Annotated in this window: 16 protein-coding genes; 11 read left to right on the top strand and 5 right to left on the bottom strand. The window is 65.8% G+C overall.

Features of this window, described 5'->3' with window-relative positions:
- Position 1: 1 nt before the first annotated feature.
- Both CYU59_RS09575 and CYU59_RS09570 read right to left on the bottom strand, forming a co-directional pair.
- Positions 2-982, bottom strand: coding sequence for a phytanoyl-CoA dioxygenase family protein (locus tag CYU59_RS09575; RefSeq protein ID WP_292988575.1), 981 nt, complete (start codon positions 980-982; stop codon positions 2-4).
- Positions 979-1797, bottom strand: coding sequence for a class I SAM-dependent methyltransferase (locus tag CYU59_RS09570; RefSeq protein WP_292988573.1), 819 nt, complete (start codon positions 1795-1797; stop codon positions 979-981). Before CYU59_RS09570 ends, CYU59_RS09575 begins: the two co-directional genes overlap by 4 nt.
- A 90-nt stretch (positions 1798-1887) precedes the next feature.
- On the opposite strand from CYU59_RS09570, the gene CYU59_RS09565 reads away from it, so the two are divergent.
- Together CYU59_RS09565 and add are read left to right on the top strand one after the other, a co-directional pair.
- Complete coding sequence (locus CYU59_RS09565) at positions 1888-2745, top strand: methyltransferase domain-containing protein (RefSeq protein ID WP_292988571.1); 858 nt, start codon at positions 1888-1890, stop codon at positions 2743-2745.
- Positions 2746-2768: 23 nt separating this feature from the next.
- Positions 2769-3800 carry an adenosine deaminase gene (add, locus tag CYU59_RS09560; RefSeq protein ID WP_292988569.1) on the top strand — a complete coding sequence of 344 codons (1032 nt, stop codon included), beginning with the start codon at positions 2769-2771 and terminating at the stop codon, positions 3798-3800.
- Between the two features lie 55 nt (positions 3801-3855).
- Here add and CYU59_RS09555 read toward each other — a convergent pair whose 3' ends face one another.
- Positions 3856-4305: a helix-turn-helix domain-containing protein gene (locus tag CYU59_RS09555; RefSeq protein WP_292988568.1), complete on the bottom strand. Its 450-nt coding sequence runs from the start codon at positions 4303-4305 to the stop codon at positions 3856-3858.
- A gap of 431 nt (positions 4306-4736) precedes the next feature.
- Here CYU59_RS09555 and CYU59_RS09550 point away from each other — a divergent pair, with 431 nt between their 5' ends.
- From CYU59_RS09550 to CYU59_RS09525, 6 genes are all read left to right on the top strand, one after another.
- The gene (locus tag CYU59_RS09550; RefSeq protein ID WP_292988567.1) at positions 4737-5591 is read left to right on the top strand and encodes an enoyl-CoA hydratase/isomerase family protein; all 855 of its coding nucleotides are present in this window, start codon (positions 4737-4739) and stop codon (positions 5589-5591) included.
- 35 nt (positions 5592-5626) lie between these two features.
- Complete coding sequence (locus tag CYU59_RS09545; protein ID WP_292988566.1) at positions 5627-6082, top strand: OsmC family peroxiredoxin; 456 nt, start codon at positions 5627-5629, stop codon at positions 6080-6082.
- A gap of 127 nt (positions 6083-6209) precedes the next feature.
- Positions 6210-6851 (top strand): NAD(P)H-dependent oxidoreductase, encoded by a 642-nt coding sequence (locus tag CYU59_RS09540; protein ID WP_292988565.1) that lies wholly within the window; start codon positions 6210-6212, stop codon positions 6849-6851.
- A complete protein-coding gene (locus CYU59_RS09535; protein ID WP_292988563.1) occupies positions 6848-7666 on the top strand; it encodes a lysophospholipid acyltransferase family protein in 819 nt (272 codons plus the stop codon). The genes CYU59_RS09540 and CYU59_RS09535 overlap by 4 nt, the downstream gene beginning before the upstream one ends.
- A gap of 230 nt (positions 7667-7896) precedes the next feature.
- Positions 7897-8796: a metal-dependent hydrolase gene (locus tag CYU59_RS09530; protein WP_292988561.1), complete on the top strand. Its 900-nt coding sequence runs from the start codon at positions 7897-7899 to the stop codon at positions 8794-8796.
- Positions 8796-9902 (top strand): PDR/VanB family oxidoreductase, encoded by a 1107-nt coding sequence (locus CYU59_RS09525; RefSeq protein WP_292988559.1) that lies wholly within the window; start codon positions 8796-8798, stop codon positions 9900-9902. Before CYU59_RS09530 ends, CYU59_RS09525 begins: the two co-directional genes overlap by 1 nt.
- 27 nt (positions 9903-9929) lie before the next feature.
- On the opposite strand, the gene CYU59_RS09520 is transcribed toward CYU59_RS09525, so the two are convergent.
- A complete protein-coding gene (locus CYU59_RS09520; RefSeq protein WP_292988557.1) occupies positions 9930-10079 on the bottom strand; it encodes a hypothetical protein in 150 nt (49 codons plus the stop codon).
- 98 nt (positions 10080-10177) lie between these two features.
- Positions 10178-11152 (bottom strand): alpha/beta hydrolase, encoded by a 975-nt coding sequence (locus CYU59_RS09515; RefSeq protein WP_292988555.1) that lies wholly within the window; start codon positions 11150-11152, stop codon positions 10178-10180.
- Between the two features lie 185 nt (positions 11153-11337).
- On the opposite strand from CYU59_RS09515, the gene CYU59_RS09510 reads away from it, so the two are divergent.
- The 3 genes from CYU59_RS09510 to CYU59_RS09500 are packed head-to-tail and all read left to right on the top strand — an operon-like array spanning position 11338 to position 14565.
- Complete coding sequence (locus tag CYU59_RS09510; RefSeq protein ID WP_292989026.1) at positions 11338-12318, top strand: glycoside hydrolase family 6 protein; 981 nt, start codon at positions 11338-11340, stop codon at positions 12316-12318.
- A 54-nt stretch (positions 12319-12372) separates the two neighbouring features.
- Complete coding sequence (locus CYU59_RS09505) at positions 12373-13245, top strand: L,D-transpeptidase (RefSeq protein WP_292988553.1); 873 nt, start codon at positions 12373-12375, stop codon at positions 13243-13245.
- A gap of 39 nt (positions 13246-13284) precedes the next feature.
- Positions 13285-14565 (top strand): lipase family protein, encoded by a 1281-nt coding sequence (locus tag CYU59_RS09500; protein ID WP_292988551.1) that lies wholly within the window; start codon positions 13285-13287, stop codon positions 14563-14565.
- Positions 14566-14627: the final 62 nt, after the last annotated feature.

The raw sequence follows: 14627 nt of genomic DNA, 5'->3' as shown, positions 1-14627 counted from the left end.
GTCAGGCTCGTACCGGTAGGGGCAGCAGAGGATTGTGCGGACTGTTCACCACCTGGCCGGGCTCGGCGCCGGGAATGAACTTGCGCCAGTCGCCGCTCACCATGGTCGGGCTGGGCACCACCCGCACTCCGTCGGCAAAGTACGTGGTGGCCAACGCCATTCGTGCGACGCTCGTGCGATTGGCCCCGGCCGTGTGGAAGCAGCTCGCGGCGTGGAAGCTGACCTCGCCCGCGGCGAACGGTCCGTCCTCCACCCGCACGCCGTGGCTGCGGAACGCGTCCGACACACCCCGGTCATACGACGTTCCGTGCTTGTCGAATTCGATGTCGGCAACCAAAGACCCGACGTCCGCGCCGCGCGCGAACGCGAGCGGCCCCATCTCGCGCGGGGTGGGTTGCAAGGGGATCCACGCCGTCAGCACATCCGGTGAATCGAGCGGAAAATGATGGGCGTCGTAATGCCACGGCGTGCGCCCAGCACCTGGTTCCTTAGACAGCGCGTTGTCGTGATAGAGCCGCACCTGGTGGGTCCCAAGGAGCGCCGCACAAATGGAGCCGATGCGCGGCGAGACGACTGCGGCGTACATCAGATCGTCCTGCAGCCACATCATTTCCAGACTCTGGAAGCCCACCGAGGGGTCGACCGCGGCATCGAGCATCGTGCGCATCCGAACCCGGATCCGTTCCACCGCGCCTGGTGTCAGCACACCGGGCAACTTGATGAACGACTCCGCGCGAAAACGCTCGACCTGCGCCGCCGTGACCGGATACGGCTCGGCCAGCTCAGCTGCGACCTCGTCGTCGGAAGGCAGCGGGCCGGGATCGTGCACAGGCGGATCGATCAGCGGGCCGTCGGGAGTGGGGCCATCTGCGAGCGACATGTACCAGTCCCACCACTGATCGTTGCCGCGGTCCCACTCGACGGCGACGTCAGAGGCAGCGCCCGCCGCCGTCGACTCCGATAGATACGGGTTACGAATCATGGCTGCTCCCAGGTGATCAGGTGCGCCTCATGCCGGAACTCGTAGTCGCCGTTGGGTTCTCGGCATCCAGCTAGATAAGCGGCTAGCGGCTCTCGACGCTCCATCTCGTCCAGCGACACGGCATCGTCGAACGCGCAGCGCTGGAGGAACCCTTCGACGACCGCCCGATCGCCTGACCCGGTGCGGTAATGAATTACCTGCACCTCAATCGGCGCCCCTGCTGCACGGAGTGCCGAAGCTACACCTTCGGCATCGGTGTAGGGCGTGGCGTCGGGGGCGAACGCCGCGCGGTAAGCGTCATAGAAGGCCAGATAGTGCGAACTGGACGATGCCTGCGCGACCACCCCGAAACCTCCGGGGCGCAGTGCCGCCACCATCCGGGCCACGCCGGCGGCGAGTTCACCGGGCGGCAACGCATACAGCGCATGCATGGCCCAGGCCACGTCATATCCGGCACCGGAGAAGTCCTGCAGGAACACCTCGTGCTCTGCGGCGGCGACGAACGGCGGGGCGAGTGTCGCGCGTGCCTCAGCGATGCTGAATGCGGACGGGTCGAGCAGGTCCACCTCGACGACTGGCTGCGCCGGCAGACCGGCAGCGAGCAGCGCCGTCGGGAATTTTCCACTCCCACAGGCGACGTCGAGCAACCGCAGTCGATCGTCGACCGCGTGCTTGCTCAGGTCGTCGCCCCAGTCGCGGGAAGCGGCGAGCTGACGGTAGTCCTCTGTGGCGAGCGCGTAGAAGGACTCCATCTCGGCCCGTCCGGCCTCGCTCCAATGGTCCAGGCTGCGGCGCGCAGTGTCAGGTGGGGTCATCCCTCACCATAACCACGGGTCCCGGGCGGCCGTCGCCTGCAGAGCCGCCCGCCACGGTTTGCCCTGGCCCGATGCAGGGAACACGCGCGCGTGACCGTGCGCAGCCAACCCATCCCATTGGACCTACTCAGGGAGCAGGTGCGCGACCGGCCGGCGTTGCCCGCTTTGTCGGACGAGCGATACGCAGACACGCACGCGCAGTGGGAGGCGGCCAGCGACCAGCGCCCGCTTTTGCAGGATTGGCTCGTCAGAGAGCTGCCGCCGCTACTGGCCGACTGCGATCCGGTGCGGATCGTGGGAGTCGGCGTCGGGGACGGCAGCATCGACGCTCCGCTCGCTGCGGCGCTCGCCGCGGATGGCCGCCGGGTGCACTACACGGGGGTCGAGCCGCATGGTCCGTCGGCGGTGCGGTTCACCGGCCGGCTGACCGCGCTCGGCGCCCCGGAACTCACCCACACCGTCGTCATGGAGTATTTCGCCGATCACACCGTCGGCCCTCCAGCCGATCTGGTCCACTTCGTCCATTCGCTGTACTACGTCGATGACCTGTCAGCTGCGCTTGACCAAGGCCTGAGCATGGTTCGGCCCGGTGGACTGCTGCTGGCCGCCACCGCACCGCTGCAGCCGCTGTGCGTACTCACCGAGTTGCTCTGCCCCTGGAGGACGCGGCGGCCGTGGTTCGCCGACGACGTCCGCGCCGAGCTCGACATGCGCGGCCTTCAGATCCAGGCGGAGACGCTTGTCGGGTGTCTTGACCTGCGCGACGCCCTGGCGGATCCCCTCGGGCGTGGGGAAGCGGTGCTCGACTTCCTGGTCGGCGCGCGCACATCGGCGCTGGGGCCCGCAGCACGCGAGCAGTTGCTCGACTATCTGCGCGACATCTCGCTGCCCGGCCGACCCGGTCTGGTGCCGCACCCCTTGGACATCACCATCGCCCGCGTTCCGTGACACCCGCTCCTCCCGCAGTGAACGTGAGTGCCGAGTTCCTCGCCGGCATGCCCAAAGCGGAACTGCACGTTCACCTGGAGGGGACGCTCGAGCCGGAGATGATGCTGCGCGCGGCCCGGGCGAACGGGGTCGACCTGCCGTGGCGATCGGTCGAGGAGATTCGGGCCGCCTATCGTTTCAGCAGCCTGGAAGATTTCCTCGCGGTGTTGTTCCGGGTGGGCGAGGTGTTGCGCCGTCAGCAGGATTTCTACGACCTCACCTTGGCGTATCTAGAACGCGCTGCCCACGAGAACGTCCTGCGCACCGAAATGTTCTATGGCGCACAGACTTTCCTCGACCTCGGCGTCCCGATCTCCGATCAACTCGAGGGTGTGTTCCAGGCAGTCGACGACGCCCGAAGTCAGTGGGGCATCGACGGTCAGGTGATCTGCACAGCTCAGCGCCAACGTCCCGAGGCAGAAGGGCTGGAGCTACTCGATCTCTTGGAACCCTGGGCCGAGCGCATCCTCGGGGTGGGCCTCGGATCGGCCGAATCAGGCCATCCGCCCGGCAAATTCGCGCGCTACTTCGACCGGGCGCGCGCCCGCGGCTATCGGACCACCGTGCATGCGGGCGAGGGGACGCCGGCCTCCTACGTCACCGAAGCACTGGACCTCTGCCAACCCGATCGGATCGACCACGGCGTCGCGGCCGCCGGAGGCACCGCTCTGATCCGGCGGCTTGCCGACACCGGCATCGCGCTCACCATGTGCCCACTGTCGAATCTGGCCCTCGGGGTGGTGCGCGACCTGAGTTCGCATCCTTTGCGGCGACTACTGCATGCGGGCGTGCGGGTGACGATCAACTCCGACGACCCACCCTTCTTCGGCGGCTACGTCAACGCCAATTACTTGGCCGCCACCGAGGCGTTGGCGCTGGATGTCAATGACGTGCTCTCGTTGGCCCACAACAGCTTTACCGCGAGCTTCGCCGACCCCGGTGTTGTGCATGTCTGGACGGACCGCCTCGAGGCGTATCGCGACGAGCACATTCCGGGCCGCGAACAGCAGGCGTGAGAACCCTCCTGTTACTCGATCGAGGAGAAGCCTATAGCCAATTCGATTTGGCTGTCTACTTTCCGGTGGGAATGGTCGCGACGTCGTCGGCGGGGACCTCGTAGCCGAGGTCGTCGATGAACGCCACGTGGACGGGGCGTTCCGTCCGTTTGGCCTTACGCACCATGGTGGGTCCTTCGGGGCGGGGCAGATACTGATCGCCCCACTGCTGTAGCGCGCCGATCAACACGTGCAGGTCGCGACCGGCGGACGTCAAATGATAGGAGGGACGGCGGCGCTGGCCAGGTTGTTGGTAAGACTCCTTTGTCATCACGCCGTACTCGACAAGTGTCGCCAGGCGATCGGCGAGCCGGTCCGAGGGCAGTCCGAGGTTACGTTCGAAATCGACAAAGCGAGTGGTGCCGAGTAAGGCCTCGCGCAGAATCAGGATCGTCCAGCGCTCGCCCAGCACGGTGATGCTTCGTGCGACCGAACACTGCCAATCGTCGACTTTCTTCGTTGCCACCTCGTCGAAGGTACCTACCTAGCTTGGCTCAATCAAGTCAGGTGGGTAGCGGACCGTTGACGCTCAGCCAGATGAGGCGGGGTGTGGTCGGCAAAGCGGCTACAACTGAGTCGAAAAACCTTTGCTGGCCTGGTTCCTCGAATAGGCACTAGTCGTTAACCGCGCGCCACTCCGCGTACAGCTGGTAGGCCTGACGGGTGACGCCTCGGATACCGGATGGTCCTTGTATTTGAAACCGCGTGCGTCAATTCCTACCTGAACCTGCCGTTACGTCTGCGACAGCGATCTTAGGTGGTAGGTCCGGTTGATTTGCGCACCAACGAGATTGGATCTTGGAATGCATCTGACCGAGCGACGGAGGAGCTGCCCCGGCCAATGCTGATGCACTCATCAGGCTTGTATTTTCAAAGTATGAGGTCTACGGTCGCGGTATGCCCTTCAGCGACGAGTTCACACCGACCCACCTCCGGTTGACTGCGGAGTCACCCACGTTCTGGCGAGTGACCTTCGATAATCCCCCGGTCAACGTCATCGGCACCGAACTGATCCGAGACCTCAAGGACCTGCTCACCGAATTGGAGTCCAACGACTTCGTCAACGTCGTCCTCTTCGACAGCGCGGACCCGGAATTCTTTCTGGCCCACTACGATCTCGCGGCCGATCACGCTGCCTCAGAGGCACTTCCGAGCCCAACCGGGTACGCCGCATGGGTCGACATCACCGTCCGGATCAGCAAGCTCGCCGCAGTGACGATCAGTGCTATACGTGGCATCGCCCGCGGTGCGGGCAGCGAATTCGCGCTCGCAACCGACATCCGATTCGCCAGCCGCGAAAAGGCGCTTCTCGGCCAGATGGAGATAGGCTTCGGCGCCGTTCCCGGCGGTGGTGCCGCCGGGCGCCTCCCAGCGCTGGTCGGTCGAGGTCGAGCTTTCGAAATCTTGCTGGGTGGAGGCGATTTCGACGGTCAGACTGCCGAACTCTACGGCTATGTCAACCGTGCCATCGCCGACGCCGACTTCACCGCCTTCGTCGACGATTACGCCCGGCGCGTCTCACGCTGGGACCACCGCGCGATCGGGGAGATCAAGCAATTCGTCAACAAATACACCCGCTTGCCCGACACGGAGTTCCCGCTGCACTCCGACGCGTTCTGGGCGGCCGCCGTCCGGCCCGGATTTCAGAACCTGACCAATGCCCTGTTCGACCAAGGGCTGCAACAGAAGTCGGAGATCGAGTACCGCCTCGGCCGGAACATCGCCGACGTGGTCGACGCCCTCCCCTCTTGAGCGCCATGCCCTTCAAACCCTCGACAAGGAGCACGATGACCACCGTCGCCGGCACTTCACAATGGAATGGGTCGTTCTTCGACGGAACCGGCACCTTGTCCACCGACACCAGCAAAACTATCCAGGGGGCGCCTTACACCTTCGCCAGCCGGTTCGAAGGGGCACCAGGAGCCATCCCCGAAGAATTGCTGGCGACCGGTCACGCCGGCTGCTACAACCACGCGTTGGCCAACATCGCTCGTAAGAACGAGTTGGCGGTGGAGTCGATCACAACTACCGCTCAGCTCACCATGGGAACCGACAGCCAGGGCTCCGACGGGCACGGCTACTCCGTGGATGGCATCCACTTGATCGTCCACGCCGAACTACCCGGCGCCACCGAGGCGCAGTTTCAACAAATCGCCGACGACGCACGGCGACTGTGCGCGATCTCCAAGATTCTGCGGGTGCCCATCACCCTGGCCGCGACCCGCATCGCACCATCTGCGTAGCCGCCTCGTCGGCTTGAGCGCTCGAAATCGATCCCTGCACCGCAATCCATACCTTTAGGTATGTTAGGTTCCGGGCCATGTGCTTCACGGTGGGTGCGGTGGAATCGGACCGGCAGACGGTCAACTGATGCGGACACTCTGGATCGAGGCGTCACCGAAGGGCGAGCATTCGTTGTCTTCTGCCGCCGCGCGTGCCTTCCTGGAGGCGGCCGGCGGTACGGCCATCGGCGCGGTGGACCACGTCGACCTTTGGTCCGATGATGTGCTGACATTCCAGCGGGATGCCGCTCTGGCGAAATTCGCGCCGCTGCTGGGAGAGTCGTTATCGCCTGAGCAGCAACACGTATGGGACCGGGTCGGCGCCGAGATCGACCGCGTCCAAGGCTGCGATCGCATCGTGGTGTCCTCGCCGATGTGGAACTGGTCGATACCGGCGCCGCTGAAGAACTGGATCGACGTCATCGTCCAACCACTGCTGACGTTCACCGTCGACGCCGAGGGCCGGCACGTCGGCACCCTCGGCGCGAATCGACCCGTGCACCTCATCCTGACCCGAAGCAGCGCCTACGACGGTAGGCATCCCGAACTCCGTGACTTCCAATTGCCCTACCTGGAGTACGTATTCACCCTGCTCGGGTACCGAGTCGATTCCCTGGTACTGGAACCGACCACGCGGTGGACGCCGCAGGAGCGGGAACTCTTGCGGCGCGAGGTTCTGACGACCGCCACACAGCACGGATCCGCACTGTCGACGGAATCGCTGATGTGAGCGCAGCGGTATCGGTATCCGATCCACCGTCGGGCGAGGTGATCGCGCGGGCGTTGGCGGCCCTGGCTCCGCTGCGACGGCTGATACAGCCGAAGGTGTACGGCCTGGACGACGTGACCGCCGACGGGGCGTTGTTCGTCGGCAACCACACACTCATGGGTCTCCTCGACCTTCCCCTGATCCTTGCGGAATTGTGGGAACGGGGCGTGACGATGCGGCTCCTCGGCGACCACGCGCACTTCAAGCTCCCGCTCTGGCGTGAGTTCCTGCTCGCCGTAGGCGTGGTGGACGGCACCCGCGCGATTACCGAAGCGTTGATGGTCGAGGGGGCCAACATCCTCGTCTTCCCCGGCGGTGGGCGCGAGGTGTCAAAGCTCAAAGGTGAGCAGTACCAATTGATCTGGAAGAACCGACTCGGGTTCGCCCGCTTGGCTATCAAGCACGACTACCCGATCGTCCCCTTCGCCTCGGTCGGTGCCGAAGAGTCGCTCGACATCGTCATCGATGCCGAAAACCCGGCGCTCGCGCCGATCCGGTTCGCCTTCGAAAAGATCACGGGGAGCCCCGATCTGTGGCCGGTGGTGCGTGGGGTCGGGCCGACGCCGATTCCGCGACCGACGCGTCAGTACTACTGGTTCGGTTCGCCCATTTCCACTGCCGAGCTGGTCGGGCGCCACGACGACGACCGCGTCGTTCGTCGTCTACGGGAACGCGTTCGTCGATCAGTCGAAGGCGGAATCGAGTTCCTGCAGACAGAGCAGAGCCGCGACCCCGAAGCATCGTTGCTGAAACGCATACTCCGACCACGGACCTAGCCGGATCTTCTCACCGCCGTCGAGCGTTGACATTCGATGTCCATGACGTGATGGCGTTGGGCCACAACAGTTCCCGCGACAACAACCGCCTGGCTGCGTCGGCAGCGCTTCTACCTGTCGCGAAAGCCTGTTAGCCTTCGCTACATAGTCCAGGTCGAGAAGTGTGGCCGTTGGATTTGAAGGTGGTGGTGGCGCGCCCTGGTGAGAAGTCCCAAGCAGGGAGGTCGGCGATGACACGATCGAGCCGTTCGGCCGACGAGGTCGATCCAGGTCCGGTTCAGCTGCAGGCCCGCAAGGTGCACTTCGACATCACCGATGTGCCGCTGCATTGGATTCCCGGCCACCCCGTCGCCTCGAACGTGATCGGCCTGCTCAACCTGATCCTGCCCGCGGCCGAGCGGTGGTTCGTCGCCACGTACAACGAGGCGCTCCCGTTGGTGAAGGACCCGAAGCTGGCCGAGGACATGCGGGGCTTCATCGGCCAGGAGGGCGCGCACGCCGAGGTCCACGAGCGACTGCTGCACGAGTTCATGGAGGAACGGGGCGTCGATCCCACGCCGATGCTGGATCAGATGGAGTACATCTTCACCAAGGTGCTGGCCCCCTCGACGTCTGAGGACCCCAAGCGCCGGATGAACCACCTGTGTGACCGGCTGTGGTTCATCGCCGCGCTCGAGCACTACACCGCGGTGATGGGTGACTTCGCGCTGAACTGCAGCTGGGACGACTACGGCGCCGATCCGACGATGGCCGACGTATTCCGCTGGCACGGCAGCGAGGAGGTCGAGCACCGCAGCGTCGCCCACGATGTCGCGGTCTACTTCCACGACAGCTATGTCGATCGCATCGGCGCGATGGTGATGGCGATGATCGGCATCTATGCGTTCTTCCAGCGCGGCGCCTCGTTTCTGATGAGGGCCGATCCGACCGTCGACATCGGGTGGTGGAAAACGCAGCGCCTGCGCGCCCGGGATTCCAAACTGGGTCTACTTCCCAAGTACCGCAAGCTTTTCGGCTCCAACACACTGGCGTACTTCAGGCCCGGATTCACCCCCGAGCAGATGGGATCGACAGCGCAGGCGGTCGCCTACCTGGCCCGGTCCCCTGCCGCTCGCGCGGCGCACATTTGATGTCGCTTCGCGACCGCTACCGGCGGCTGCCGTCGAGCACCTCCGGACGGCTGCGCCACGACGTCTTCATCGGTTTCATCGACGCGGCCGTCTCCGGAGTGTGGGCGATGACGGGAAACATCCGGAATATGGCGGCGCCGCGCGAATTCGACCGCACAGTGACACTGACGGTGGTGGACCGGCAGGTGGTCGCCCACGACCAACACGTGGTGGCCCTGACTCTCGCCGCTCCCGGCGCCGGCCGACTGGCGCCGTGGCGCGCGGGTTCGCATCTGGACATCCATCTGCCGAGCGGACTCGTGCGCCAGTACTCGCTGTGCGGCGACCCCGAAGTCACCGACGCCTACCGGATCGCGGTCCGGCGGATCCCCGACGGCGGCGGTGGCTCCATCGAGGTGCACGACGCCCTGAAGATCGGCACGACGGTCACGACCAGCGGTCCGCGCAACGCGTTTCCGCTGACTGTGCCGGGCTACGGCTCGCCGTCCCGGCGGTTGCGGTTCATCGCTGGCGGCATCGGCATCACGCCGATCCTGCCGATGCTGACCGTGGCGGCGCGTCTGGGCATCGAGTGGTCGATGGTGTACGCCGGCCGCAGCCGCGAAAGCCTGCCGTTCGTCGACGAACTCGACCGTTTCGGCGGCCGGATTGAAATTCGCACCGACGACCGCTGCGGCGTTCCCACCGCTGAGGACCTCTTGGGCGACTGCCCGGACGGGACGGCCGTGTACGCCTGCGGGCCGCAGTCGATGCTGACCGCCATCAGGACCGGCCTGGCCGGACGCGACGAGGTCGAACTGCACTTCGAGCGGTTCGCCGCGCCCCCGGTGCTCGACGGCACCGAATTCGACGTCACCGTTGCCTCGTCGGGGGCGACGCTGCGGGTCGGCGCCGAAGAAACCCTGCTCTCGGCGCTGCGGCGGGCAGGGGTGACGCCCCTGTATTCATGTCAGCAGGGCTTCTGCGGAACATGTCGCACCCGGGTGCTCGACGGCGACGTCGAACACCGCGACACTCTCCTGACCATTCCGGAACGCGACAGCGGCATGATGCTGGTCTGCATATCCAGAGCGGCGTCCGGTGGACGACTGACCCTCGACCTCTAGAGCATCGCGGGCCGCTGGTGGTCGAGTTCAGCTGGCCTCGTTGGCGTCACCGGGATGAGGCACGTTCTCGTCGTCGACGTAGGCGTCGTGTTCGGTGTCGACGTCCGTGTGGTCACGAGGACCTTCGTTGGTTCCGTGCGACTCGACCGCGTCCGCGGCGTCACTGGGCATCGTCATGTGCGTGTCCTCCCCGTTGTCCCGCCGGGCTCGTCCCCGCCGGAAGGTATGTCGGAGGTGGTGTGCCCCGAACGCGCTGCGCCGAACCAGGACGGCTGCTACGTGGCGGGTTGCTCGGTGGCGCTCGGGTCAGCGGCGTGATGGCCGATGAACTCCAGCCCGGCGCGAATAGCCGGGCGGTGACGCAAGATTCGGTAATGAGCGAGTCGGCCGAGTCCCCGCGTCGTCACCAGGCGTGCGCCCTGCCATGCCGCGGCCAGTCGCTGGCTGGCGGCATACGGGCTGTCCGGGTCGTCGGGGTCGTGGATGAGGAGCAGCGGCGGGTAGTTGGCTCGTCGACCGATCCGCGTCATGTTCGTCTCTTCCAGCGGCATGTTGATTCGTTTCTCCAGCCGACGGTGCAGACCCTTGAGGATCCGACGGCCGAAGCCATGACGTGCGGCGAACAAGTCCAGGTAGAGGGGGAAGTCGCCCATCGGCGCCAGAAAGACCAGGCGCCCTACCGGTGCACCCTGGGCCGCCGCCAGAGCGGTCGCATTCGCGCCGAGTGAGTGAGCTACCACCGCGTAGGCGGGCCCATGAGCCTCGATCATCGCCGCGATCGCGTCAGCGCACTCGGTGGCCGTGGTACGCCCGGGGGCGAGCTCACCCGGGTCGGAGTCGTTGTGGCTGGGCAGATCGAACGCGATGACCCGGTACCCCGCCTCTACCAGGGGTTTGACGAACACGGCCAAGTGCGGGCGCTGGCCGCCCCAACCATGTACCAGGTAGATCGGCGGCCCTTCGCCCCATTCCTCACCGGCGACCCGGTGGCCATCCCAGTACGCCTCTGTCGGCCTGCCCGCGGACACACCGGGCGGCATGCGCAGGGCCGACTCGAGAACCGGTGGGGTACACCATAATTCGACCGCCCACCGCGACCCGAGAACGGGAGCCACGCGCTCGAGCCACCAAAAAGCTCGGCGCACCCGGTCAGCGACAGGGGGAAGGATTCCGGAGCCCTCGACGTCGAGCGGTGGTACCTCGCCGGCCTGTGCTTCGTCGGACGCCGCTCCGGGTGCTCCTTCCGTCATGAATTGCGATCGTAGTATGGGCCGGCCCGCGACGGCCCTGTGGGACAACCGCACTTGCCCGTCAGCATGGCAGCGCTTCTACCAGCAAGGGTGCGACTCACCCGCGACGAGGTCGGACGGATCCTCCTCATGCAAACCGGGGGCAAGTCGCGTTCGACGGCCGGGAACGCTAATTTCGCAGGGTGATGTTCTCAGCTGCCGCCCGATTTGTCGCCACCATCCTCCCGCTGATAGTCGGCGCATTTCTGTTCGCGATTCCCGCACAGGTCGGCCCCGCCCCGGCGGTGCGCCTGGTCGACGATGCCAACCCGCTGGCTGGCATGCCTTTCTATGTCAACCCCACCTCGGCGGCCATGCGCGCTGCGCAGAAGGCCAATCCCCCGAGCCCGGAGTTGACCGCGGTCGCCAACACGCCGCAGGCCTACTGGATCGTTCCGGGTTCGTCGGCGTCGACCGTGGCGAAGTACACCGCCGACGCGGCGGGCGCAGGGGCACTCCCGGTGTTCTCGATCTACGGCATTCCACACCGCGACTGCGGCAGCTACGCCGCGGGCGGCATGGGCTCCGGCGACGCCTACCGCGGATGGATCGACGGCATTGCCGGCCAGATCGGCGCGTCACGGGCAGGGGTCATCGTCGAACCCGATGCGCTTGCCATGGCCGACTGCCTGTCCGGTGACCAGCGCCAAGAGCGCTACGACTTGATCCGGTACGCGGTCGACACACTGTCGCGCAATCCGGGCACGGCCGTCTACGTCGACGCCGGCCACATCCTCTGGCACAGCCCCGAGGACATGGCCGACCGACTCAACAAGGCCGGTGTCGGCCACGCGCGCGGGTTCAGCCTCAACGTTGCGAACTTCTACACCACCGGCGACGAAATCGGTTACGGCGACGCGATTTCGGGGCACCTCAACGGCGCGCACTACGTGATCGACACGTCGCGCAACGGCGCCGGACCGGCACCGACGTCCAAGCTCGACTGGTGCAACCCCAGCGGCCGGGCGCTGGGCGCAGTACCCACGACCGCGACCGGCAACGGACACGTCGACGCGTTCCTATGGATCAAGCGCCCCGGCGAGTCCGACGGATCCTGCAACGGGGGCCCGCCGGCCGGGACCTTTGTGAACCAGTACGTCGTCGACCTGGTTCACGCGGGTCACTGAGACCACCGTCGTCGTAGGGCGACCTGTTCGCACGTAGTAACCGGAGGGGATGACATGTCCGGCTGGACGAGGGGAAGCCTCCTCACCGCTGTGAAGACCGCAGGATTGGCGTCGATACTGCTGTCAGCTTCGGCGCTGATGCCGGGAACCGGCCCCGCGTTGGCGGATCCGCCTCCCGGCGATCCCGGGGCTGTCGCGGACCCTGCTCCGGAGCCGGCCCCGGCTTCCCCGGTAAGGCTCTTCCCTGCCAACGGCTCGACCGTCGGTGTGGCGCAGCCGATCATCGTCAACTTCCCCGGACCCGTCGATAACGCCGGTGCAGCCGAAAACAGCGTCCACGTCTCCTCGGATCCACCGGTGGAAGGCAGGTTCTACTGGATGTCGCCCACACAGTTGCGCTGGCGCCCGCTGGCGTTCTGGCCGGCACACACCGGGGTGACCGTCGATGCCGGTGGCGCGGTGTCCAGCTTCCAGACCGGCGACACCCTGATCGCTACGGCTGACGACCCCACCCATCAATTGGTCATCACCCGCAATGGTGTTGTGGAGAAGACGATTCCGATGTCGATGGGCATGGCGGCCGGTGGGCATCAGACTCCCAACGGCACGTACTACGTCCAAGAGAAGAAGCCGTCAGTCGTGATGGACTCCTCGACGTACGGGGTTCCGGTCAGCTCGACCTACGGCTACAAGACCACGGTCGAGCTCGCCGTCCGGTTCGACGACAGCGGCGATTACGTGCACAGTGCGCCCTGGTCCGTCGACGACCAAGGCAAGCGCGACGTCAGCCACGGCTGTATCAACATCAGCCCCGCCAATGCGAGATGGTTCTTCGACAACTTCAACGCCGGCGATCCCATCGTGGTCACCAACTCCGGCGGCGGCACCTACTCCCGGCACGACGGCTCCAACGACTGGCAGTTCTAGCCGCTGTCGCGACTGGGGGCGATAGCTTTGGGGGACAACATGACGGACAAGAAGCCCTCGAACCGCAAGCCCGCGGGCATTCCCACGCCTGATCGCGACCCGTTCTATAACAGCCCTACCGAACTCGACGACGTCGCTCCCGGGACTGTTTTGCGGTCACGACGGGTGCAGGTGTCGTTCTTCGGCCGTTTTCGGCAGGGCGCGGCGTGGCAACTGATGTTCCGCAGTACCGACTCGCACGGCCACCCCGAGGCAGCAGTGACCACCGTGGTGGTTCCACGCGGGGCGGACCCCGCAACCTGTCCGTTGTTGTCCTACCAGTGCGCGATCGACGCGGTTGCGGCGCGGTGTTTTCCGTCCTATGCCCTGCGACTGGGCGCCCAGTTGGTCGGGGCGTCGGTGCAGGCCGAGTTCCTTTTCGTCAACGCAGCCCTGTCTCAGGGGTGGGCTGTCAGCATCCCGGATCACGAAGGCCTCAAAGGCCTGTGGGGCGCGCCCTACGAAGCCGGCTTTCGCGTTCTCGACGGTTTACGGGCTGCGGTCAGCTACCCCGAGTTGGGCCTGTCGCCCGACACGTCGATGGCGGTGTGGGGATATAGCGGTGGCGGCCTGGCCAGCGGATGGGCCGCTGAAGCCGCCGCAAAGTACGCGCCCGAGCTGACGATCGTGGGGGCCGTGATGGGTTCGCCGGTGGTGGATCCCGAAAGCGTTGCGCGACGGCTGAATGCGTCGCCCTGGGCGGGTCTCGCGGCCTTGATGATCGCGTCGCTGGTGCACATATTCCCCGAGGCGAGGAAGGTCGTCGACGAACACGCGACCGAGGATGGCAAGGCCCTGCTGCAGGAGATCGAGGGGATGTCGACCGGAGGGGCGATCCGGCGCTTCCGTAATTTCGACATCGCCGACTACGTCGACGTGAGCTTCGAGGAATTGTTCGCGCTGCCCGAACTGCGGCATGTCTTCGAGGTGACCCGTCTCGGGCAGGAAACGCCGAGCATGCCCGTGCTCCTGATCCAGGGCGTACACGACAAGATCGTCGACGTCGCCGATGTGGATGCCCTCGTCGAGACCTACACCGAGGGTGGAGCCGCAGTGAGCTACCACCGCGATCCGCTGGCCGAGCACCTGCTGTTGTATCCGTTCGCGGTTCCGATGAGCCTGTGGTGGCTTGCCCAGCGGCTCGCCAAGAACGACCGGCCCACCAGTCGTCACACCAGGCCGGCGCTGCTTGATCCGCGCACCTATGCGGGGCTGCCCGCACTCGCCGCGGCCGCATCGCATGCCGTCGCGTCTCGGCTCCTACCCCGACGACGGCGTTGATCGACGCTGATTCGCGAGTTCCGCGATCCCAATTCTGTTGCTGGGGAACAAGTCTCAAGTGG

The organism is Mycobacterium sp. (assembly GCF_002863225.1).
Classification (GTDB): Bacteria; Actinomycetota; Actinomycetes; order Mycobacteriales; family Mycobacteriaceae; genus Mycobacterium.
Note: the sequence above shows the minus strand (reverse complement) of the source record. Positions and strands in the feature narration are given on the sequence as shown.